Below are 23,923 nucleotides of genomic sequence, written 5' to 3'. Positions count from 1 at the left end.
CACCCACCCCACCCCAGGACAGCAGCCAGGGGGTTGTGGCCGAAGCAGTCCGTCTGTGGTTACGGGATTGTCGGGCCGGGGCCTTACGTTGATCGCTGCGTTAAGCGATTGGGTGTGCTACACTCGGAGCAATCCACGCTTGAGATACCAAGCCGCTGAGGCGAAAAGGAGGTGATGCCCATGCAAGATAGTAGTAAATTCATGGGTCATCAGGTTAATCTAGTCCGGCTGTGCGCCGGGGCTGTTCTCTAAGTTCGTTGTCTGTTCTTGGAAGTCCTAGACTTCCTGGGAAGGCGGAACTTCTAGTTCCTCCCGGCAGCCGATAACCTGAAGACCCGCTACACCGCTCTTGCCCTGTGAAAATTCCCCAGGAGTTTTGACATCTGGCAAGAGCGGATAGTCTTTTAAATGGTCGTAATCCGGTTGCAACCCGAATGCGAATTCTGTTCACCATCCCCCATTACTTCAATGCGGACGACAGTGGCCGCCACGGCTCCCAAAGGCAACATGTCAGACCTCGCTTGCAAGCCTTAACCCTAAGCCTTGCGGCCTTACATCAGCTATTTAGTAAATCCCAGGCGATGATTGACGTGAGCCAGCGGGCAACCCATGCCGTCAACCATATTCATGCCAATGATATTGACGTGGTTATTTGCACCACCCAAGGCCATCATCTTCTTGATGTCCTGTCCCTGCCCGACCATTTCTATCGCCATCACCCCACCCAGGTTAACCCCCGCCTTTTAGGATTTGAGTGTCAGGCAGTCCTACGCGATTGCCTCGGTCAGTATGATTATTACTGCTTTTTGGAAGATGACTTGATCCTCCATGATCCCTGGTTTTTTATCAAACTAGATTGGTTTACGCAACAGGCTGGCCCCCTCAGCCTGCTCCAGCCGAATCGCTATGAAGCAGCGATCCAAACCTTGGTGAGCAAAGTGTATCTTGATGGCAACCTATCGCCAACGGCAACCGCTGCTTTTCAAAATGTTGATGAAATCCCTCACGTCCAGGCGTTTTTCCTTGGTAAGCCATTGACCTTTCACCGTGCCCGCAATCCCCACTCTGGCTGCTATTTTTTGAATCAAACCCAGATGGAGCATTGGGTCAGTCAACCCTACTTTCTCGATCGGGATACCCGTTTTGTAGGACCACTGGAAAGTGCTGCGACGCTGGGGATCATGAAAGCATTTCGGGTGTATAAGTCCGTGCCCCAGCAGGCTAGCTTCCTCGAAATTCAGCATTTTGGTCGGGGATTTCTGATGTTACTGGGCACTGAAATTAAGTTGATGGCCTCCTCTCTGTAATCTCTGTGTCTCCGGGGTTCCTAATTTACTCCAGAGGCACGGAGGACCCGGAGGGGATCTCAAGATCCAGGGGATGGGTTTTGTTTAGTTAATCCGGTGCTGATCCAGTTGAATGAGCGCATCTGCTGGCATCCCTGGTTTTGCGTAGCCCTGGGGCGAGGCCAAACTCAGCTTGACGCCAAAGACCTGCTTGACCCGATCGTCCTGGAAGTAGATATTTTCCGGAGTGAACGACGCTTGGGTATCGATCGCCGTGACCGTGGCCGCTAGGGGTTCCTGGGGAGCCGAGTCGAGAAAAACCTGGGCGGATTGCCCCACCCGAACCTTGCCAATCTCGCCCTCTGGGATAAACCCGCGTAAATAAATTCGATCTAAATCAATCACGGTCATGACAGTCGTCCCCGTTGTCACCACCTCCCCTGGCTCCACACTGCGGGTTTCCACCACCCCCGTCAGGGGACTGACAATGTTGAGATACTGCCGTTGGGCCAAGAGTTGTTGTTGGGCAGCTTGGGCATTGGCAACCTCTGCCTGGGCTGCCTGAACCTGGGCCTGGGCCACGGCTAGCTGTTGGGTGAGGGCCGTAATTTGGGCGGTGCGAATTTCTGGGTTAAGACGGCTAGTTTCGGCTTGGGTTAAGACCGCTTGGGCAGCAGCGACCTGACGCTGGGCGGCAGCCACCACCGCCTGGCGACTGGCCACCGTGGCTTCAGCCGTGCTAACCCGGGTTTGGGCCTGGTCAAACTGTTGCTGGGGGATAGCGCCCTGGCTGACCAGTTGTTGACTGCGATCGCGATCCAGTCGGGCTAAATCTAACTCGGCCTGGGCTTGGACCTGTTGTGCTTCGGTCTGACTCAGTTGGGCCATCGCTGCCGCCACATTCGCCTCCGCCTGGGCCACTCGGCCCGCCGTATCCCCTTTGCTCTGCTCCCGTCCTAGCTCGGCTTCGGCGATCTGAGCCTGGACCCCCTGGATCTGACGTTGAGCTTGCACCACCTGGGTTTGGGCGGCCTGCAACCGGGCCGCAGCCCCTCGGATTTGGGCTTCCAGTTCATCATCATCTAGTTGGACAATCACGGCCCCAGCCGTAACCGCATCCCCCTCACGGACTGCTACCGCCTTGACGCGACCCGCTACCCGTGCCGCCACTTGGGTGGGATAGCCCTCTAGCCGTCCGCTTAGCTGTAGGGTTGTCGCCACCGGGCGCGGCCACACCCGCCAGATTGTTAGACCGGCTCCTAGGGCGATCGCGCCGAGGGCAAGGGGCACGATCGGCTTCAGGGGTGGACGGGCAGATTCGGTTGGTGTTGCTTCCACGGGCGGTTAGGGGAGAAAGTCAGAACTGAGGGCAACGGTTTAAATCTACTTGACTGACAAATCTTTTCCCCGCATCCCTAAATCTCTTCGCCCACAAGGGGCGAAGGGACTTCAACCCCAAAAACTGCTTCAAAAGCCCCTCGCCCGCTCTGGGAGAGGGGTTGGGGTGAGGGCGGTTCGAGTTTTGTCAGTCAATCAACTGTTTAAATTTAAGCCAGAGATTAAATTTAAGCTAGAGAATGCCCTTATTAGGGCAGAAGCTCAAGCGTTGATATCAAGATAGGGTGAGTGGGCGAATCAGACAGCTTACAGCATTTCCATACTTGGTGAGGTACAGGCAAGGGGCTTAAGCCCCTTGTTCACAAAGCTTGACAGTATTTTATTAGAGAGCAAACGGCTGTAGAAATGGCAAATTTATAGATTTCTTATTGCTTGTCTTGTGCTAGTTATCCTGGTTAACCTGGTAGCGATCGCGTGCGATCGGCAAACCGAACCCAAAGCCAAACAGCTTATCAGTCGCTAGCTGCCAGAGGCGGAATAAAGCTTAGCCCGCTCCAACTGCTTCAGGGCAGTGAGGAGATGCAAACGGCAGCGATCGTTAGCCTGGGCTAACTGCTGACCCAGGGGCGGGATTGCGGGCGTGTGCCCCAAGTGGGCCAGACTCAGGGCAATCACGGGCAAAATTTCCTGATCATAGGGGGGCTGCCGGGTAGGATGATCCGGTGTCGCTAGCAGACGTAGCAAGAGGGTAGCTGCTTGGGGGCGGGCCGTTGCAGGTTCCACCTGCCCCAGCAAGCGGGCAATTTCCTGACTGACAGCCATCCGATCCAGGGTAGGAATCGTGGCAGAAATAGACTCATCGAATAAATAGGTTTCCAGAACCGCCAGGGCTGACTCGCTGCCAATTCGGGCTAGCTCCCGGACAATGACGAGGCTGAGGACCAGAGGCACAGGGGCCAAGAGACCCGCCGCCAGGACGGTAACAGCAGCAGGAGTCGCCATGCGTCCCAGGGCGATCGCCGCTTGTGGGGCCACATCCGGTTCACCCGTCAGCAGGCAGGTGTGCAGCGCCTCGACCAAGGGCACTTCCGGCAATTGGGCTGCCTGTAACCCGGCAGCAATGATGGCCACCCGTTGTACCCGCCCGTCGGGATCACGGAGGGCCGGGAGGAGGACAGCAGCTAGGTTGGGAACCGGCAGTCGTCCCAAGGCATCGATCGCCATCGCCCGAATCTGGGGATCGGGATCAGCCGTTACCTGGACTAGGAGATCGATGGCGGCGGGGGTTTGCAGATGGGCCAGGGTTTGGACGGCATAGCGACGGGTGGCGGGTAATCGCAGTAACGCCGCGATCCGAGGCAAGACGATCGCGCCCATATTCGCCAAGGCCAGGGCTGCCATACTGGCCACATCCGGATGGGGAGTGGTTTGCAGCAGGGTCACCAACGCCACCACCGCCGAGGGATGTTGCATATCGCCTAAAATACGAGCAATAAACCAGGGCACATCCCAATCAGCCTCATCCTCATCATCAAGATCCAGACTGGCTAGTCGCTGCACTAAGGGATCGATCGCCGCCGTGCCCAGTTCCGGGATTAATTTGGCCACCTGCCAACGGGTTTGGAAATCACCGTGCTCTAGTAGTTTCAGCGCCAGATCAACCACCGCCGCTGGTGTAGGTTGCGCGATCGCCGCGACAGCCTCTCGCTCCGGGGGTGGTGAACTGCTTCGCATTGATGTAGCAAGGTAACACAGTTGTTGATAGAGACGATGGCAATCATTCGCCGTGGGGGGCAATCCCCGTAGCGTTGGGGTCGTGTCTCCGGAGAAGAATCCCTGGGGGAATTCGCGCAAATCGGCAAGCTGAGTCATGGCAGCGTGGGATGGAGTTCCCCCAACTTATCAAGGCAATGTGGGAATAACCAACGCTCCGTATGCAACCTTTGCATAAATTCAATGCAGTTCAATCATAAATTGTATCTTTTTGTAACCAAGGCTACCTAAAGCCCTTTTGATCCCGCCTAGGGTAACGACATCACCTTGAGGGGTGAGGGCAGCACCGCTGTCAATTGCTAATGGCCTCTTTAAGGGGGAAACTTTCGTGACCCAAACTACTATTCCCCAGGTGACACAACCCGTCACCCAAAATAAATTTGAACGCTTTAAAGCGGAAAAGGATGGCCTTGCGGTTAAGGCTGAATTGGGCCACTTTGCCCAAATTGGTTGGGAAGCGATCGACCCTACCGATCGGGAACAACGTTTGAAATGGCTGGGCATTTTCTTTCGCCCGGTTACCCCCGGCCAATTTATGTTAAGGATGCGCACACCCAGTGGCATCTTAACGAGTCCACAATTACGGGCTTTTGGCGACATTATTCAACGCTATGGCGATGAGGGTAGTGCTGACATCACCACCCGCCAAAATATTCAATTGCGGGGGATTCGGATCGAAGATATTCCTGATATTTTTCAACGCTTTGATCGCGTCGGCCTGACCAGTGTGCAATCGGGCATGGATAATGTGCGCAACATTACGGGATCGCCCGTGGCGGGACTCGATGCCGATGAGTTGATCGATACGCGATCGCTCATCCAGCAAGTTCAGGACATGATCACGAATCACGGTCAGGGCAATCCGGAATTTACGAATCTGCCGCGCAAGTTCAATATTGCGATCGAGGGCGGGCGGGATAATTCTGTTCATGCCGAAATTAACGATGTGGCCTTTGTCCCCGCCTATCGGGAAGGGGTTCTGGGGTTCAATATCCTGGTGGGCGGGTTCTTCTCCGCTAAGCGCTGTGAAGCAGCCATTCCCCTCAATGCCTGGGTCTATCCCGATCAAGAGGTGGTGGAAGTCTGTCGCGCCATCCTGAGTGTCTATCGCGATCACGGCCTGCGGGCCAATCGTCAAAAGGCGCGGTTGATGTGGCTGATCGATGAGTGGGGCATCGATCGCTTCCGGGCAGAGGTAGAGGCATGGCTCAAGCGTCCCCTGCTCAGCGCCGCTCCCAAGGATGAAATCGACTGGGACAAGCGCGACCACCTGGGGGTTTATCCGCAAAAGCAAGCGGGTTTGTTCTATGTGGGTCTGCATGTCCCCGTGGGCCGTCTGGATGCCGAGGCATTTTTTGAACTGGCCCGCCTCGCCGAAGTTTACGGTAGTGGTGAAGTGCGGCTGACGGTGGAACAGAACGTGATCATTCCCAATATTTCCGAAGCCAGCTTACCGGTTTTCCTCCAGGAACCCTTGCTGCAACGGTTTTCCATCGAACCGCCCCCCCTCACCCGCAGTTTAGTGTCCTGCACGGGGGCGCAGTTTTGCAACTTTGCTCTGATTGAGACCAAGAATCGCGCTCTGGGCCTGATCCAGGCCCTCGAAGCGGAGTTAAACATCCCCCAATCCGTGCGCATCCACTGGACCGGTTGCCCCAATTCCTGTGGCCAGCCCCAAGTGGCCGACATTGGCCTGATGGGCACCAAGGTGCGCAAAAACGGCCAAACCCTGGAAGGGGTGGATATCTACATGGGGGGCAAGGTGGGGAAAGATGCCCACTTGGGTGAACTGGTCCAGAAGGGGATTGCCTGCGAGGACTTGCAACCCGTGCTGCGATCGCTGTTGATCGAACACTTTGGCGCAACCCCCCGCTAGTCGCTACTCACCTTCATTCACATATTCGCGCTGTCTGCCATCCATCATTGTCATTTCATTTATCGCGAACATCCACTATGTCACAGTATTCTCGTCGCAAGTTTTTGGTTACGGCTGGCGCAACCACTCTAGGCACCTTGCTGATGCACAGTTGTGGTGCCAACACCCCTAGCAGCACCTCTACAGCCGATACGGCCTCTCCCTCGCCGAATGCCTCCCCTGCTGCCAATGTTGCGGCCACTGATACCCCGGAAGTAACAGGAGCCAAACTCGGTTTTATTGCCCTCACGGATGCCGCTCCCCTGATTATTGCCAAAGAAAAGGGCATTTTTGCCAAGTACGGGATGCCCGATGTGGAAGTCGCGAAACAGGCTTCCTGGGGCGCGACCCGCGACAACTTGGTTTTGGGGTCCCAGGGCGGTGGGATTGACGGTGCCCACATTCTCACGCCAATGCCCTATCTAATTTCCACGGGCACGGTTACGGATGGGAAGAAGACTCCCATGTACATCCTGGCGCGGTTAAATACTAACGGTCAGGGAATCTTGCTCGCGAATACCTATAAAGATCTCAATGTGAGCGTAGACAGTTCTCCCCTGAAAGAGGCACTGGGTAAAACCAAGGCATCTGGGAAAGAGGTGAAGGTGGCAATGACCTTCCCTGGGGGTACCCATGATCTATGGATTCGCTACTGGTTGGCTGCAGGCGGTATTGATCCCGATAAGGACGTTTCAACGATCGTCGTACCACCGCCCCAAATGGTAGCCAACATTAAAGTTGGGAGTATGGAAGCTTTTTGTGTGGGTGAACCGTGGCCGCTGCAAACCGTGAATCAAGGGGTGGGGTATGGTGCGCTGACCACGGGTGAAATGTGGAAAGATCACCCGGAGAAAGCCTTTGCCATGCGGGCTGATTGGGTTGATCAAAATCCCAAGGCCACTAAGGCGCTGTTGATGGCTGTCTTGGAAGCCCAGCAATGGTGCGACAAGATGGAAAACAAGGATGAGATGTGCCAGATTCTAGCCAAACGGGAATGGTTTAAGGTGCCGGTTGAAGACATCCTAGCGCGATCGAAGGGTGAATTTGATTTTGGTAATGGTCGGACCTTGAATGATCCGTCATTGATGCAAAAATATTGGTCCGATTTTGCCTCCTATCCTTTCAAGAGTCACGATCTTTGGTTCCTCACGGAGGATATTCGCTGGGGCTATCTGCCACCGGATACAGATACCAAGGCGTTGATCGATGCCGTCAACCGGGAGGACCTCTGGCGCGAAGCAGCGCAAGCCTTGAATGTACCCGCATCGGAGATTCCGAGCAGTCAGTCGCGGGGGGTGGAAACCTTCTTTGATGGGGTGAAGTTTGACCCGGAAAATCCCCAAGCGTATCTGGACAGCCTCAAGATCAAAAAGGTCTAGTCCAGAAAACATCAAGTTTCGCACCGTTGGTAGTAACGACTTTAGTCGTTTCTGGCTAAAGCCAGCACTACGAACGTTTCGGCCCGATCGCACTGTTGGTAGTAACGACTTCAGTCGTTTCTGGCTAAAGCCAGCACTACGAACGTTTCGGCCCGATCGCGGATAGGTTGGGTCAAACACAAGGCGACCCAAGAAACTCAGCAACCTCGGAGATTGGGCGGGTTTAGAGAGATTGGGCGGGTTTAGGAAGATTCTCTAACTCCGACCCGGCTTTGGGCACAACCCGCCCCTACAAATTGACCCGGCTTTGGGTACAACCCGCCCCTACAAATTGATCCCGTTTTGGGCACAACCCACCCCTACAAATTCTCATGACACCCAATTAAAAATTCCTGGTTCCACTGTTTTCTCACTCCTAACTCCTAACTCCTAACTTCTTGATATGGCTATTAGCACTTCTCGATCGCAATCTTCTCTTCCCCGGTGGCTGACCCGGATTCTGGTCAATCTGCAAAAACGTAGTAAACAATGGCTGACCGCTGCGGGGGCTATTTTTCTCTTTTTGCTGATCTGGCAAATTATCTGTTCGGGGGATAATCCGCCCCTACCGCCTCCCACTAAGGTGATTGAAGAAACTTGGGATCTGATTATTGATCCATTTTTTGATAATGGCGGTACCGATAAGGGCCTATTCTGGCAAATTCTGGCGAGTTTGCGACGGGTGGCGATCGGCTTTACCCTTTCCGCTGTCGTTGGCATTGGCGTTGGGGTATTGATTGGGAGCAGTAAGCTGCTCTATGGGGCAGTTGACCCGATTTTTCAGGTATTGCGGACCGTGCCCCCCCTCGCTTGGCTGCCGATTTCCCTGGCCGCCTTGAAGGATAACGAGCCAGCGGCGATTTTTGTGATTTTCATTACGGCAATTTGGCCGATCATTATCAATACTGCGGTAGGGGTGCAGCAGGTCCCCCAAGACTATAAAAATGTCTCACGGGTCTTGCAACTTTCGCGAACGGAATACCTCAGTAATATTTTGTTGCCCGCAACAGTTCCCTATGTGTTCACGGGATTACGCATTGGCATTGGTTTGTCTTGGCTAGCGATCGTTGCAGCGGAGATGCTCATTGGTGGCGTGGGGATTGGCTTTTTTATCTGGGATGCCTGGAATAGTTCCCTGATTAGCGAGATTATTATTGCCCTGCTGTATGTGGGGATGGTTGGCCTCTTGCTGGATAAGGTGGTGGACTTTATTGGCAAACTTTGCACACCGGGAGGACAGCAGTAGTCATGGTTGCCTTTCTCGAAATTGATCACGTTGATAAGATTTTTCCCCTGGCAGATGGGGGACGCTATGTGGCGATCGCAAATGTCAGCTTCAAGATCAACCAGGGTGAATTTGTCTCCCTGATTGGCCACTCCGGTTGCGGTAAATCTACCTTATTGAACATGGTGGCGGGTCTGGAGCAGCCTACGGTCGGTGGGGTGATCCTAGAAGGCCGTGAAGTCCGGAAACCGGGACCCGATCGCATGGTGGTCTTCCAAAACTACTCCCTGCTGCCCTGGAAAACGGTGCGCCAAAACATTGCCCTCGCGGTGAATGCCGTCATGCGTCATCTGCCCAAGGGGGAACGGCGGGGGGTAGTGGAACAGGCCCTCGATCTGGTGCATTTGCGGCCAGCGGCGGACAAGTACCCAGCCCAGTTGTCGGGGGGGATGAAACAGCGGGTGGCGATCGCCCGTGCCCTGGCCCTGCGCCCGAAAGTTCTCTTGCTAGATGAACCCTTTGGTGCCCTGGATGCTCTGACCCGTGGGAATTTGCAAGCCCAGTTAATGCAGATCTGCCAGGAATCCCAGGTAACCTGCTTGATGGTGACCCATGATGTGGATGAGGCATTGCTCCTGTCCGATCGCGTCATCATGCTCACCAATGGACCCAGTGCCCACATTGGCCAAATCTTGGAGGTGGATATTCCTCGCCCCCGGCAGCGTCTAGAGGTCGTCGAGCATCCCAATTACTACAGTCTCCGCCATGAAATGGTCTACTTCCTTGACCAACAAAAGCGGGCCAGCCGTCGCCAACGACGGGGGCAAGTGATACAGACAGGCACCGGGGCCGAAGCGGTACGATCGCAGGCGACCCTTCAGATAGCCACCAGTATGTCTTTAGAGAAAAACAGCCTGGATCTCGGCTTTATCCCACTGACCGACTGTGCGCCGATCGTTGTCGCCCAGGAAAAAGGGTTTTTCGCCCAGCAGGGTCTAGACGTAACCCTCCATCGCAAACCCAATTGGCGAGCGATCGCCCAGGGGGTGATCAACGGTGAACTGGATGCGGCCCAAATGGTAGCCGGGATGCCCCTGGCCCTGACCCTTAGTCCTGAAACGCCGACGCCAGTCCCGATCGTCACCGCCCTGACCCTCTCGCGCAATGGCAATGCGATTACCCTGGACAAGCGTCTGTTAGACGCGGGCGTGCGTAGTTTGGCGGATCTCAAGGCGGCGATCGTCCGCGATCGCGATCGCGGCTATGGGCTAGGGGTCGTGCATCCGGCCTCCATGCATAACCTGCTCCTGCGCTACTGGTTAGCCGAGGGGGGGATTGATCCCGATTGGGATGTGCGGTTGTCGATCCTGCCGCCGCCCCAGATGGCGGTTTACCTCAAGTCCGGCAAACTGGATGGCTACTGCGTTGGGGAGCCGTGGAACTCGCGGGCGGTCTACGAAGGGACCGGTTATGTGATTGCCACTGACCTAGACCTGTGGGACGGGCATCCGGAAAAGGTGCTGGGTGTGCGGGAAGATTGGGCCATGCGCCATCCCCATACCCACGTCGCCCTGGTCAAGGCCCTCATCCAGGCAGGCGAATACTGCGATCGCCCAGAACATCGCGAAGAAATTCTCACCTGGCTTTGTCAACCCAAATACGTGGGGTCAGCACCGGAATATACCCGACCGGGCTTCCTCAGTGCCTACGATCGCGGCATGGGCACCCCACCTCAGCAGTACCCCAACTACAACCGCTTTTTCCAAGGCCAAGCCAACCACCCCGATCGCACGGAGATGCTGTGGATACTCACCCAACTGAGTCGCTGGGGGCTTACTCCCTTCCCCAGGAATTACAGGGATGTCCTTGATCGTCTGATACATCTGGATGTCTTTAACCAGGCCATGCAGGCGTTGGGGCATCCAACGGGCGATCGCGCGGCGGTTAACCAGGGGCCAGCGATCGCCTTATTCAGCGGCCCCGACTTTAATCCCGATCGTCCCCTGGCCTATATTGAATCCTTCGCAATCAAACACCCCAATGCTGGCCAAGCGATGACCTTTGACCTCCCCACGCCTGAGGTTGCCTAACCCAATTTCCTAGACGCAGTTGAGTATCCGCATGGTTAAATCAAGTCCTATGCCCACGTTGGAAGACCGTCGCTTGCACGTACAACCGCCCTTGAAGGCTGATCCCTTCTTAACGATTACCGACCTGTCCAAGGTCTACCCCACTCCCCAGGGTCCCTACCCGGTTTTAGATCGGATTAATCTGACCCTTTATGAAGGGGAATTTGTTTGCCTCATCGGCCACTCTGGTTGTGGCAAAACTACCCTACTCAATATGGTTTCTGGCTTTGCTAAACCCACGGAGGGGGAAGTGCGCCTGCAAACCAAACGCATTACCCGCCCCGGTCGCGATCGCATGGTGGTGTTTCAAAACTATGCATTGCTCCCCTGGAAAACGGCGTTTGATAATGTTTATCTAGCCGTCAATGCCGCTTTCCCTAACCGATCGAAGGCTGAGAAAAAGGCGATCGTTCGCGAACATTTGGACATGGTGGGCCTCACGGAAGCTGCCAATAAATACCCCCATCAACTCTCTGGGGGTATGAAACAACGGGTGGCGATCGCCCGTGCCCTTGCGATTCGTCCCCAGGTTTTAATTTTGGATGAACCTTTTGGGGCATTGGATGCGATTACGAAGGAAGAACTCCAGGAAGAACTGCTCAATATTTGGCGGGAACATCGCACCACGGTGTTAATGATTACCCACGATATTGATGAGGCGCTTTTTTTGGCCGATCGCTTGGTGATGATGACCAATGGCCCCGCTGCCCGTATTGGTGAAATTCTGGATATTCCGTTTGATCGGCCCCGCGTGCGATCGCAGGTGACGGAAGATCCGCTCTATTACGAATTGCGCAATTATGCCCTTGATTTTCTCTATCGCCGCTTCGCCCACGACGATGTGGACTAGACAATATGGATGATTTATGGATGGCTAAATGGATAGATTAACCATTAATTCGTAGGGGCGGGTTACACCCAAATCTTCTCCGATACCCATAGCCTTAATAAACCCGCCCTTCCAGGGATTTACGGGATCAGGTTTATGGGAATGGTCGGTTTTTTCCGCCAATTTTATGGGGGCAGGTTTATGGGAACGATCGGTTTTCTTGCCAATTCTAGGGGGGCAGGTTTATGGGAACGATCGGTTTTCTTGCCAACTCTAGGGGGGCAGGTTTATGGGAATGGTCGGTTTTCCCCGCAAAATTTCTGGGCAACCTGCCCCTACAACTGATCAATGGGAATGGTCGTTTTTTGGGGGCAGGTTTATGGGAACGATCGGTTTTCTTGCCAACTCTAGGGGGGCAGGTTTATGGGAATGGTTGGTTTTCCCGCAAAATTTCTGGGCAACCTGCCCCTACAACTGATTCGGTTACCTGTTTGAATTTTGAATTTTGAACTTTGAACTCCCGTGTCTATATCGATTAAAACCCTCTGTCCCTATTGCGGTGTGGGTTGCGGTCTAGAGGTGGTTCTGAACCCATCCGGATCAGACGCACCGCCTGTACCCAAGGTAAAAGGCGATCGCAGCCATCCCTCTAGCCAGGGCTATGTGTGTGTGAAAGGGGCCACCGTTGCGGAAAGCCTCGATCGCGATCGTCTGCTCTATCCAATGGGGCGCGATCGCTTGGATCAACCGTTTCAACGCCTTAGCTGGGACGAGGCGCTCGATCGGCTGGTCGATCGGTTTCAGCATGTCCACAGCACCGCTGGACCGGATGCGATCGCGATGTACGGGTCCGGTCAGTTCCAAACCGAAGATTACTATGTGGCCCAAAAGCTGCTGCGGGGGTGTTTGGGGACGAATAATTTTGACTCTAACTCGCGGCTCTGTATGTCTTCGGCGGTGGCGGGCTATCAACGCAGTCTGGGATCGGATGGTCCCCCCTGTTGTTATGAGGATTTGGAGTTAACGGATTGCGCGATTTGGATTGGTACCAATGCCGCCGAGTGTCACCCGATTGTCTTTAACCGTTTTCTGCGCTATCGCAAGCAAAATCCCCAGGTCAAAGTGATCGTGATCGATCCGCGTCGCACCCAAACGGCAGAAGCGGCGGATCTGCATCTGGCCATCACGCCAGGGACCGATATTGACCTGCTCAATAGCATGGCCTATCTGCTGTGGTCCTGGCAGGTTGTCGATCGTCCCTTTATCAAGGCCCATACCCATAACTTTGCCGCCTTTGAAGCCCTGATCCAATCCTATACGCCCGCGAAGGTCGCGCCGCGCTGTGGGTTGACTGTGGCGGAAATTGAACAGGCAGCCCGCTACTGGGCCGACTCGCAACGGGTGTTGTCCCTCTGGTCAATGGGGGTCAACCAATCCCGCGAAGGCACAGCTAAGGTGCAAACCCTGATTAACCTGCACCTGATGACCGGGCAGATTGGCAAACCGGGGGCGGGTCCCTTTTCCCTGACGGGGCAACCCAATGCGATGGGGGGACGGGAAGCCGGGGGCTTGGCGAAGTTGCTGCCGGGCTATCGATCGGTCACCAATGCCCGCGATCGCGCTGAAGTCGAGCAATTCTGGCAGGTTCCTGCTGGTCGCATTCCAGCCCATCCCGGTCGCACGGCGTGGGAGATCATCACAGGTCTAGAAACCGGGGCAGTGCAATTTCTCTGGATCGCCGCCACCAACCCAGCCGTGAGTTTACCCGACCTGGAGCGGGTTAAGGCCGCCCTGGCGCGATCGCCCTTCACGGTTTACCAAGATGCCTACTACCCCACGGAAACCACTGCCTACGCCCATCTCCTGCTGCCCGCCGCCCAATGGGGAGAAAAGACCGGCACCATGACCAACTCCGAACGGATGGTGACCCTGGCCCAAGCCTTTCGATCGCCGCCAGGGGAAGCCAAGGCTGACTGGGAAATTTTTGCCGAGGTGGGCCGCCGCTTAGGGTTTGCGGATCAGTTCCGGTTTACCACCCCGGCAGCGGTTTATGCCGAATTTGTGCAGTTGACCCGCGATCGCGTTTGTGACATGAGCGGCATCAGCCATGAACGCTTACAACAGGGACCGATCCAGTGGCCTTGCCCTGCTAATGATCCCGACCCTGCTTCCGACCCGGCGGCGAAAAACCCGGCGGCGAATCCAGAGGCAACCGCCCAACCCCCCTATGCCAAACGCCTCTATTTAGATCACCGCTTTGCCACCCCCGATGGCCGTGCCCTGTTCGCTCCGTACCACAGTCGCGGTCTGGCCGAACCCCCCGATCCGGCGTATCCCTGGGTGCTGACCACAGGCCGTCTGTATGGCCACTGGCATACTCAAACCCGCACCGGACGGATTGCCAAAATTACCAAAATGTATCCCCAGCCCTTCCTGGAAATTCACCCCCGTGATGCCGAAAAGTTGGGGATTGGCGAGGGGGACTGGATTGAGGTGCGATCGCGCCGGGGTCATGCTCGTTTGCCCGCACAGATCACGGCGGCGATCGCCCGTGGGACGGTCTTTATGCCTATGCACTGGGGTGCCCTCTGGGCCGAGCAAGCCGAAGTGAATGCCCTGACCCATCCGGAAGCTTGCCCCCATTCCCTAGAGCCAGAGTTGAAAGCCTGTGCTGTTCACCTGAGTCCGGTGACTCTGTCCCCGCCCAATGCCCCCCAGCCAAGCACCGAATATGATGGGTTGCCCACTGTGGCAAGTCCAGACCTCATGGCCGTGCCGCTGGCGGCGAGTCCGTAGTGCTTTTCACAGTTGCTTTAGCCGTTTTTGCAGCCGTCTCCATCGTCGTTTCCGTAGCGGTTTCCGGCGTAGTGATTGCTCCGGTCGTTCGGGTTGCCGGTTGCGGATCGGGAGCAACGGGAGCCGACTCTGGGGTCCCGTGACTAAGCTGGGCGTTGATGAATAGCGGCAGGGATATGGCCAAGGTGGAGGCTACTAGGACACCCAAGACAACCTTCAGCCGTTTCACCCGGCGTTCGTACTGAAAGCGAATTTCTAAGCGTTGCCGAAATGCCTCAATTTTCCTCAATTCTTCCGTATTCATAAGCACTCCTTGCTACGTCCCCTGTGTTGGCTAACCTCCGTAGTGACAGCGCCCTGTTTACCACCAGACGGGTAACCTGCTTTCTGCCCTGTGTGATGCAGTGTCGCGATCGCGGCGCGGTGCCAAATGGCCTGTTGGGTGCATGGGTCCCTTAGCCTTCCCGAATACTTGTCCGAATACCTAGAGTATTCCCAGGACTACCGCCTCTCTCTATGCCCATTCTAAAAAAATTTAGGAAAGAACGTAGCTTAAAATACAATTTATTTTTGTAAAAGGTAATGTAAACAACAGATTTATTTTAATTTAATTCATTTAAAAAATAGTTCACAACAACGGCCCCTGCTCAAGCCAAAGGCGGGCAGGCCGTGGTTTGACCGTCTGGTACACCGATCGCCCCAACTTGATGATTGTCCTTCCGTCAACGTTAGGTTTTCATGACAATGTTTTTTACGTTTGAAGCTGAATTTGTCGAATCCTTACGGTGTATTCCCATGCAGGTGCGCTACAAGCTGGATACTTGTGGTGTGAAGCTCAAACTTCAGCACTGGCACCAGCTCACCCCTGACCAGCGACAGCAATTGGTCGCCTCACCTTGTGATACGCCGGATACGATCGCGGCCTATCGAGAACAACTACAGCAGTGGGTGACGGAGGCCACCGGGTCCCCTGCCGGGGAGTTAGCGATCGACCCTAATCCTGCGTGGCGGCAAATAGATACCGTGCCAGAAAGTGTGCAAACCAAGGCTGCCGAATTCCAGGTGACGATCGCCCCCAGCCAATGGGCCAGCCTGACCCCCCTGCAACGGTTTGCCCTGATCAAGCTCAGCCGTGCTGGCCATGAGAACCTCAACTTCTGGCCCGCCCTTCAGGAATTTGCGCTAGCCTAAATCCGTTACATTTGTTCATGTCGGTTCCCGGCGATCGGCACGACGAATTGGTAAGGAGCAAGATGCGTTATCGTTGGCGATTCCCTCGGCTTACGTTCTTGTTTATGTCCCTGGGTACCTCAAGGTGTACGTCACTTTGGCGGCAACATGGACGGCAGCGTTGGGTTGGGTTCCTGTTGGCGGCGACGTTGGGGGGGTGGCTCACCTGGGTGGGTATACCCAGCCTGATCCCAGGGGGGATGCCCACCGTCAGTGCCCAAATGGCTCCCGTTGTGCCTGTGCCTAGCCCCCAAGCCTCGGAAGCGGCTCCGGATACCCCACCGGAACCGGATAGCCCTCGGACATTTTCACTGTTACCGTCGGGCCTTAGCTTGCCGCCAGAACTCGATCGCTTTTTTTGCGATCGGTCGTCTACCAGTCAAGCGGCGGTGGGGCTAGATGGCCAACCCCTGTTTCAGGTGGCGGCTCCTGTCAGCAATGCGGTGGGCGGTGATGTGGCGGAAACGCTTTCAGTGCAAGCACGGGTGCAGCTAATCGAGTCGCGTCTGAAACGGATCGCCACCCGTGGCTTTGATCCCGATACCTTGGATGTGCAAATCACTTGGGAGAATCAGCAGCCAGTTTTGCTCGTGAACACCGTTGCGGCTGGGCGCTCTTACCAGGACACGCTGCTGACGGTGACCGATCTAGATGCCCGCTTGCATGAAACCGATATGGAAACCCTGGCCCAGGAGTGGGCGGCCACGGTGGAAATGGCGCTGCTGCGTTTTCAACGGGAACGTCAACCGGATTTTCTCAAGCAACGGTTAATCATGGCCGCCCTGATCTGGACGATCACCGCGATCCTGAGTTTGCTCCTGCGCTATTGGCAACATCGACTGCATCGACAACACGATCGCTTGCTAGCCGACACCCAATCCCAGACCACCCAACTGGCCACCCCGCCCGATGAGACGACTCCCCAGGTCACTACCGCCCTCCTCCACCAGCAACTCGCCACCCGGCAGCAGCGCCATCTAATTGCGATTAAAACCCTATTCACGATCGCGGGGCAGGTGGTGCTGTGGTTTAGCAGTCTGTTTCTGATTTTGGGGCTTTTTCCCTATACCCGTTGGTTGCAACCCCTCCTGTTGCGCCTGGTTAATATTCCGGGGCGATTGCTGGCGATCGCGACCCTGTTCTATCTACTGATGCGCTTAACCGCCCTGCTGGTCGATCGCTTCTTTGCCCTATTGCAAAACAGTTCCGACTGGTCCCTAGAGCAATCCCAACGCCGTGCCCTGCGGTTTTCGACCTTTGCCAGTGTGTTGAAGGGGGTTGCCGTTGGCCTGCTGGCGACGATCGGCGTGATTGTGGCGCTGGCCAGTGTCCATGTCGAGGTTGCGCCCCTCTTGGCTGGGGCTGGGATCGTGGGTTTAGGGATTTCCCTCGCCGCCCAAAACCTGATCCGGGATGTGATCAACGGTTGCCTGATCCTGATGGAGGACCAGTATGGGGTTGGCGATGTGATTAAGGTAGGGGAGGTGTCGGGTCTGGTGGAATACATGGGCCTGCGCATGACCCAACTGCGGGATACGGATGGGCGGTTAATTACAGTGCCCAATAGTTCGATCACGATCGTCCAAAACCTGACTAAGGAATGGTCCCGTGTTGACTTGATGATCACCGTGGCCCTGACGGCGGATCTGGATAAGGCGTTACAGGTGATTCAGCAGGTGGCCCAGGAGATGCGATCGGTCTATCCCTGGCAAACCTTGATTCTGGAGCCGCCCCAACTGCTGGGGGTGGAGCAACTCGATTATGCTGGCGCAACGATCCGCCTCTGGATCAAAACCTTACCCCTGAAGCAGTGGGAAGTGGCGCGGGAGTATCGACGGCGGCTGAAGTTAGCCTTCGATCGCGAGGGGATTGCGATCGGGGTGCCGCAACAGTCAGTTTGGTTTCACAGTAGCCTTTCAGCCTCGTCATCCGATCGGGTGAGCCAGCCAGAGGAGGCCGGGGCAAAGATGCCTGCCTATGCTAGGAAACATGACTAGGCCCTGCTCTTGAAATTTTTTAAATTTATTTAAACTAGAACCCAGGGAACCCAGGTTGAGTTGTCGGTCTAGTCAGAAGGCGAGTTGGCGGTCTGTTCCGGTCAGGTAAATGCCGTTCCGACCCAAGTATGCCCCGGACTTGACCGACTGCGGGCCGGTCTATCCCCTATTGCTGTGCGTAAGCGTTGCTTGGAATTATTTAAGTGTTGCTGTGAGTAAGTCACTATGACGATCGGCCAGAGATTTCAGCCCAACCGGCCCAGTCGTAACTGGATTATTGCGGGCGGTTTGTTGACCCTTGCCATTTTAGGTGTGGGGATGACCCGGATCTTACCCCTGCTCCAAGCCCAACGCAGTGAACCAGAAATCGTCGTTACCCCCCTTCCCCAACGGGTTACAGTCGCAGCCTTGGGGCGCATTGAGCCGCAGAATGAGGTTATTCGGGTGAGTGGTCCCACGGGGGAACGGATTGGGCAGTTGCGGGTGGCCAAGGGCGATCTGGTGCAGGCAGGGCAGGTGATCGCGGTTCTGGAAGGCTATAACGAGCGGCTGGCCGAACGCAACCTCAGCGCCAGTCAACTGGCCGAGGCCGAACGGCGGCTCCAAGCGGAAACCCAATTCCGGCAGGCCCAAGTGCAGGAGGCGAGGACCCGAATTCAGCAGGTGGCCCAACCCAAAGCATTTGAAGTCGAGGCGCAGCAAGCCAGGGTGCGGGAACTGGAAGCCAATTTAGCCCTGGCCCAGGCCGATCGTGATCGCGCCGCTAACCTCTACCAAGAGGGGGCGATCGCCCAGCAGGAACTCGATCGCCAGGAAACGGACGTGCGTCGGATTGAAGAACAACTGCGTAACGCGCGATCGACCTTGGTGCAACTGCGGGAAGCGCGTCAGGTGGATACCCAAAACGCCCAGGCCCAACTCCAGGTCGCCCAAGCCAATATCCCCCTCGCCCAAGTGCAAACAGCGGTGGACTCCGCTCGCCAAAATCTGAAGCTGGCCGAAGCCCGCCTTGAGCGCACCTTGATTCGTGCCCCCCAGGATGGCCGAGTGTTGCAAATTATCACCAAGGCTGGGGAGGCGATCGGTAACGACGGCATTGTCGATCTAGGGGATACGCGACAAATGAATGTGGTGGCGGAGGTCTATGAAACCGATGTCAGCTTGGTCAAAGTCGGGCAACGGGCCACGATCACCAGTCGGAATGGTGCCTTTCCAGGCAGCTTAAGCGGCAAAGTGATCGAAGTCGGCTGGCAGGTGTTTAAGAACGATGTGCTGGACGATGATCCGGCGGCTAATGCCGATGCCCGCGTGGTGGAGGTCAAAATCCGACTGGATGACAGCAAACCCGTGGAAGCCCTGACCAACCTGCAAGTGGATGTGAAGATCGACGTGTCATGAGCAGACGGTGATGAGAACCCCTTTGGCTTGGCTCAACCTGGTCCATGAGAAAACCCGCCTCCTGGTGGCGATCGCGGGGGTGGCCTTTGCCGTCATGATTATTTTCATGAACCTGGGTTTCCTCGGTGCCCTGGGAACCGCCGCCAGTGCCATCTACACCAAACTTAACGCCGATATCGTCCTCAGTTCCCCCAAAACCCTGGAAATTGGGTCCAGTAAACCCTTCCCGATCGAGCGTCTCTATCAGGCCGCCGGGATTGACGGCGTTGAGCGTACCATGCCGCTTTACCTGGGAATTACCCAGTGGCGCAATGCCGAAACCCGCAAGATGCGGGCGATTTTCATCTACGCCTTCAACCCCAACGATCCTGCTTTTCTCATCCCGGAACTGCAAAATCCGGAACTACAAGCTGCCCTCCGTCGCCCCAATACGGTCCTCATCGATAAGCGATCGCGCCCCGAATATGGTCCCCGCGACATTGGCACCGAGACCGAACTCGATCGCCGTGCCGCCACGATCGGTGGTCATTACGAACTGGGTGGGGGCTTCTCCGCCGACGGCACCTTAATCATGAGCGATCAAAACTTTCGCCGCTACTTCCATCCTCGGCCCCTCGACCTGATCGACTTTGGCCTGATTCAACTGCAACCGGGCACCGATGCCAACCTCGTAGCCGAAAAACTGCGGCAAATCCTGCCCGCCGACGTGCGCGTCTTCACCCGCCAGGAAATCATGGACCGCGATCGCACCTTTTGGATACAGACCACCTCCACCGGCTTCATCTTCGGCATGGGCGTCGTCGTTTCTCTAATCGTCGGCACCGTGATCGTTTATCAAATCCTCTATACCGACATCAGCAACCACCGAGTCCAATACGCCACCCTCAAAGCAATGGGATACCGCAGCACCTTCCTCTTTGGTCTCGTCTTGCAAGAAGCCGTGATTTTGGCCTGCTTGGGCTATGTCCCTGGCTTCGCCATTTCCCTTGGCCTCTACGACATGGCCTACAAAGCAACAGCGGGCACCCTCCCGATCATGATGGATACCCAACGAGCGATCCTCGTCTTCCTCCTTACCCTAGGAATGTGTACGGTATCGGGCCTGATTTCCGTCCAAAAAGCCGTTTCCGCTGATCCAGCGGAGGTTTATTAAAAATAGAAAGCGAGCGTATTTCGTAGTGGTGACTTTAGTCGCCAAACCAACCTATCCCTATCCCCTGTCCCCCTTAGTAGCCCTAATTTCTCCCCCTTCCATCCTTTTTACCTTTTACCTTTTACCTTTTACCTTCTATGCTCCCCCCCCGCTATACCTTCCTCGCCTGGTTTAACCTCACCCACGAACCCCGCCGATTAGTGACAGCATTAGCGGGAGTCGCCTTTGCTGTGTTGTTGATGTTTATTTTCCTGGGGTTTAAGAATGCCCTTTATGATAGCCAGGTACAACTGATTAAGATTCTGAATGCGGATATCGTCATCCTGAATAGCATTAAGGACAATATGTTCGTGCCGGAGCAATTTGCCCTGCGACGACTGTATCAGGCCCGTGCGTTTGAGGGGGTTGAGGCCGCTTATCCGCTTTATACGAATACGGCGGATTGGAAGAATCCGGTGACGAAGGAGACGCGCCCGTTACGGGTTTTGGCGTTTAATCCCAACGACCCGGTGTTGCTGGTGCCGGGAGTGCTAGAGAATTTACAGGCGCTCCAATTGCCGTGGACGGCGTTGCTGGATGAAAAGGCCCGTCCGGAGGTCGGCCCGATCGCAACGGGAATAATAACCGAACTGATGGAGCAACAGGTGCGGATCGTGGGTACCTTTAGCTTAGGGACGGACTTCGCTGCTGGGAATGGCAACGTGATCATGAGTGATCAGAATTTCCTGCGTTATTTTGCTCGCTTGGGGCCGGAGGAGGATAGTCGTACTTTGAATACGGTGGATGTGGGGCTGATTAAGGTCAAACCGGGTACGGATGTGGCGGCACTGGTGACAACCCTGCGGGAACAACTACCCAAGGATGTGCAGGTTTTAACTAAACTGGAGTTTGAGCAGCAGGAACGTCGCTATTGGCAGGAAAATACCAATATTGGGTTCGTGTTTGGCCTATTAACATCGATGAGTTTTGTGGTGGGAATTATCCTGGTCTACCAAATTCTTTATACAGATGTGGCGGATCATTGGGCAGAATATGCCACGCTAAAGGCAATGGGCTACTCGCGGTTGCATCTGCTGGGGGTGGTGATGCAGGAGGCGGTGATTTTGGCGATTTTGGGATTTGTGCCAGGGATGATTGTCAGTTTGGGGTTATATGATCTCACCCAAAAGACAACAGGTTTGCTGATGCAAATGACCCTGGAACGATCGTTTAATATTTTTCTGATGACCCTAGTCATGTGTTTAGTTTCCGGCGCGATCGCGGTACGAAAAGTGTTAGCGGCTGATCCAGCGGAGGTATTTGGATAATGACCCAGATGACCTTGATTGATGATGAAACAACGCCAACGGCGACCGCCACTCTGTCGGTAGATGCCCACGCGGTTAAAATCCGCAATCTGAATCACTACTTCGGCCACGGCGATCTGGCAAAACAGGTGTTGTATGACATTAACCTAGATCTACCTAAGGGCCAAATTGTGATCATGACGGGGCCATCAGGTTCTGGGAAGACAACGCTCTTAAGTTTAATTGGCGGGCTGCGCACGGCCCAAGCAGGGAGCCTGAGGGTTTTGGGACGGGAACTGGTTGGTCTCAACAAGTCGCAACTGGTGGATATTCGCCGCAATATCGGGTTTATTTTCCAGATGCATAATTTGTTTGAATCGCTGACGGCTGCCCAAAATGTGGAAATGGCGGTGGAACTGTTTAGCAACTGGCGTGATAAACGCCAAAAGGCAGTTCACGTTCTCACGCAGGTGGGCCTCGCCGATCGGGTGGATTATAAACCGAAAAATCTGTCTGGGGGCCAAAAACAACGGGTGGCGATCGCCCGTGCGCTGGTCAATCAACCCGCCTTGATTCTGGCCGATGAACCGACGGCGGCCCTGGATAAGAAATCGGGTCGGGATGTGGTGATGCTGATGCAACGGCTGGCGAAGGAGGAGGGGCGCACGATCCTGATGGTGACCCACGATAACCGCATTCTGGATGTGGCCGATCGCATTATTAACTTGATCGATGGCCGCCTGGAGTCGGACGAAACCTTGGAGCATTTTGTTGCCACCCATGACCCCAAGAGCCTCGATCGCCGGATGTTTATGATGTGAGGGCCTGGAGGCATGAGGACAACCAGAATAGCCTGCCCACCTATATACAGCTCCCTTTCTAGCGAAGTACGGTCAAGCCTTGTAAACAAGGGGCTTAAGCCCCTTGTCTGTACCTCACTAAATATAGAAGTGCTGTATAGAGCAAGTCGGTAATTAGGCTGGTGGCAACGAGTCAACTGGGGATAATGCTGCCATATCTGGCCCAGCGAATCGCCGCTTCGGCTAGGGCATCGATCGAACTGACTAGCGGCACCCCCAACTCATGGGAGGGTCCCGCCTGGATGGCTAGGGGGAGTTCACTACAGCCAAGGACGACCGCGATCGCGCCCCGGCGTTTTAGCCGAATAGCCCCTTCCGCCGCAGGATGATAACTCTCGCTCAGGCGATTTGCCTTGGCCATGCGGATAGAGGGCATACAGTAGCGCTCCATTTCTTCACCCGTCGGGAGCAGGCAACGATAACCCTGGCTTTCCAGATAGCGTTGATAGAGGCCGAGCTTGAGGGTGGCTGAGGTGCCCATAATGCCGATCGTGCCCCGAAAGAGGCCATAACTTTTGAGACTGGCCACAACGGCTTCGACAATATGCAAAATGGGCAGCGAAGTAGCTTGGGTCAGATCGTTATACCAGAAGTGGGCCGTATTACAAGGAATCACGATCGCACCTGCCCCGATCGCGTTGAGTTGATGTACTCCGTTTAGCAGTTTAGGCAGGGGAGAAGACCCTTGGGATAGGAGGGCATCGGTACGATCGGGAACCGTGGGATCACTCCACAAAACCGTATGTAAATGTTCCTGGTCACAGGTGGCGGTTGTCAGCAAGGTTAAGCGGGTTAGGAAGGAAGCTCCCGCTAGGGGTCCCATGCCGCCCAAGATGCCTAGCACACGCGGTTCGGGTATGTCAATTATTTGATGCATGATCACTTAAGTCAGCAGTACTAGAGTTGGCTAATACAGCGACCTGGGTGCGATCGCGTAAATTCAGGCGACTAAGAATGCTGGTAATGTGATTTTTCACCGTCTTTTCGGAAATATAGAGGGCATCAGCGATTTCACGGTTATTGGCTCCTTTGGCAATTAGCTGGACAATTTCTTGTTCCCTAGCGGTTAACTTTTCCCACGGCAGCAGAGAACTGGTCACGGGATCGGGAATTTGGGCAATAATTTTTTGGCCAATCCCAGGTCCTAAATACCAGAAGTGTTGAAAGTTAGGTTAAGCGATGGAAAAAAGGGACAGAATGCAGTATTCTGTCCTCTAACAAATAAAAAATGATGTTCTATGATAGCCTCATTCCCGAAGCTTGTCAAATTGATCTTGAAGCAGCTTTGTC

The 23,923-nt window shown here is 55.2% G+C and carries 18 protein-coding genes; 13 read left to right on the top strand and 5 right to left on the bottom strand.

Annotated features, from left to right (window positions below; genetic code table 11):
* The first annotated feature begins 434 nt into the window (after positions 1-434).
* Entirely contained in the window at positions 435-1,307 is an 873-nt protein-coding gene (locus ACWIUF_RS00820) for a hypothetical protein (protein WP_448570272.1), read from the top strand.
* 84 nt (positions 1,308-1,391) lie between these two features.
* Here ACWIUF_RS00820 and ACWIUF_RS00815 read toward each other — a convergent pair whose 3' ends face one another.
* Complete coding sequence (locus ACWIUF_RS00815) at positions 1,392-2,624, bottom strand: HlyD family secretion protein (RefSeq protein ID WP_448570271.1); 1,233 nt, start codon at positions 2,622-2,624, stop codon at positions 1,392-1,394.
* A 519-nt stretch (positions 2,625-3,143) separates the two neighbouring features.
* Complete coding sequence (locus ACWIUF_RS00810; protein WP_448570270.1) at positions 3,144-4,496, bottom strand: HEAT repeat domain-containing protein; 1,353 nt, start codon at positions 4,494-4,496, stop codon at positions 3,144-3,146.
* 229 nt (positions 4,497-4,725) lie between these two features.
* Between ACWIUF_RS00810 and ACWIUF_RS00805 the strand changes: the two genes are divergently transcribed.
* The 6 genes from ACWIUF_RS00805 (at position 4,726) to ACWIUF_RS00780 (ending at position 14,709) form a co-directional block, all read left to right on the top strand.
* Positions 4,726-6,273, top strand: a complete 1,548-nt coding sequence (locus ACWIUF_RS00805; protein ID WP_448570269.1) for a ferredoxin--nitrite reductase — start codon at positions 4,726-4,728, stop codon at positions 6,271-6,273.
* 77 nt (positions 6,274-6,350) lie between these two features.
* Positions 6,351-7,691, top strand: coding sequence for a CmpA/NrtA family ABC transporter substrate-binding protein (locus ACWIUF_RS00800; protein ID WP_448570268.1), 1,341 nt, complete (start codon positions 6,351-6,353; stop codon positions 7,689-7,691).
* Positions 7,692-8,133: 442 nt separating this feature from the next.
* Positions 8,134-8,976, top strand: a complete 843-nt coding sequence (gene ntrB, locus ACWIUF_RS00795; RefSeq protein WP_448570267.1) for a nitrate ABC transporter permease — start codon at positions 8,134-8,136, stop codon at positions 8,974-8,976.
* Positions 8,977-8,978: 2 nt separating this feature from the next.
* On the top strand, positions 8,979-11,045 hold the full coding sequence (locus tag ACWIUF_RS00790) for a nitrate ABC transporter ATP-binding protein (protein ID WP_448570266.1): 2,067 nt from the start codon (positions 8,979-8,981) through the stop codon (positions 11,043-11,045).
* A gap of 31 nt (positions 11,046-11,076) precedes the next feature.
* Entirely contained in the window at positions 11,077-11,934 is an 858-nt protein-coding gene (locus ACWIUF_RS00785; RefSeq protein WP_448570265.1) for an ABC transporter ATP-binding protein, read from the top strand.
* A 501-nt stretch (positions 11,935-12,435) separates the two neighbouring features.
* Positions 12,436-14,709, top strand: coding sequence for a molybdopterin oxidoreductase family protein (locus tag ACWIUF_RS00780; RefSeq protein WP_448570264.1), 2,274 nt, complete (start codon positions 12,436-12,438; stop codon positions 14,707-14,709).
* Here the strand turns inward: ACWIUF_RS00780 and ACWIUF_RS00775 are convergent.
* The gene (locus ACWIUF_RS00775) at positions 14,678-15,013 is read right to left on the bottom strand and encodes a hypothetical protein (RefSeq protein WP_448570263.1); all 336 of its coding nucleotides are present in this window, start codon (positions 15,011-15,013) and stop codon (positions 14,678-14,680) included. The genes ACWIUF_RS00780 and ACWIUF_RS00775 overlap by 32 nt on opposite strands.
* 434 nt (positions 15,014-15,447) lie before the next feature.
* On the opposite strand from ACWIUF_RS00775, the gene ACWIUF_RS00770 reads away from it, so the two are divergent.
* The 6 genes from ACWIUF_RS00770 (at position 15,448) to ACWIUF_RS00745 (ending at position 22,594) form a co-directional block, all read left to right on the top strand.
* Positions 15,448-15,900: a nitrate reductase associated protein gene (locus ACWIUF_RS00770; protein WP_448570262.1), complete on the top strand. Its 453-nt coding sequence runs from the start codon at positions 15,448-15,450 to the stop codon at positions 15,898-15,900.
* Positions 15,901-16,004: 104 nt separating this feature from the next.
* On the top strand, positions 16,005-17,936 hold the full coding sequence (locus ACWIUF_RS00765; protein ID WP_448570261.1) for a mechanosensitive ion channel family protein: 1,932 nt from the start codon (positions 16,005-16,007) through the stop codon (positions 17,934-17,936).
* A gap of 225 nt (positions 17,937-18,161) precedes the next feature.
* Entirely contained in the window at positions 18,162-19,334 is a 1,173-nt protein-coding gene (locus tag ACWIUF_RS00760) for an HlyD family efflux transporter periplasmic adaptor subunit (RefSeq protein WP_448570260.1), read from the top strand.
* Positions 19,335-19,344: 10 nt separating this feature from the next.
* Complete coding sequence (gene devC, locus ACWIUF_RS00755; RefSeq protein ID WP_448570259.1) at positions 19,345-20,487, top strand: ABC transporter permease DevC; 1,143 nt, start codon at positions 19,345-19,347, stop codon at positions 20,485-20,487.
* A 137-nt stretch (positions 20,488-20,624) separates the two neighbouring features.
* Positions 20,625-21,794 carry an ABC transporter permease DevC gene (devC, locus tag ACWIUF_RS00750; protein ID WP_448570258.1) on the top strand — a complete coding sequence of 390 codons (1,170 nt, stop codon included), beginning with the start codon at positions 20,625-20,627 and terminating at the stop codon, positions 21,792-21,794.
* Positions 21,795-21,802: 8 nt separating this feature from the next.
* Positions 21,803-22,594 carry a DevA family ABC transporter ATP-binding protein gene (locus ACWIUF_RS00745; protein ID WP_448570273.1) on the top strand — a complete coding sequence of 264 codons (792 nt, stop codon included), beginning with the start codon at positions 21,803-21,805 and terminating at the stop codon, positions 22,592-22,594.
* Positions 22,595-22,766: 172 nt separating this feature from the next.
* Here ACWIUF_RS00745 and ACWIUF_RS00740 read toward each other — a convergent pair whose 3' ends face one another.
* Positions 22,767-23,510 carry an aspartate/glutamate racemase family protein gene (locus ACWIUF_RS00740; RefSeq protein ID WP_448570257.1) on the bottom strand — a complete coding sequence of 248 codons (744 nt, stop codon included), beginning with the start codon at positions 23,508-23,510 and terminating at the stop codon, positions 22,767-22,769.
* Positions 23,494-23,733 (bottom strand): response regulator transcription factor, encoded by a 240-nt coding sequence (locus tag ACWIUF_RS00735; protein WP_448570256.1) that lies wholly within the window; start codon positions 23,731-23,733, stop codon positions 23,494-23,496. Before ACWIUF_RS00735 ends, ACWIUF_RS00740 begins: the two co-directional genes overlap by 17 nt.
* Positions 23,734-23,923 lie beyond the last annotated feature (190 nt).

The organism is Trichothermofontia sp. (genome assembly GCF_053493415.1).
The sequence above is the reverse complement of the archived record's forward strand: the minus strand, read 5'-3'. Positions and strand labels throughout refer to the sequence as shown.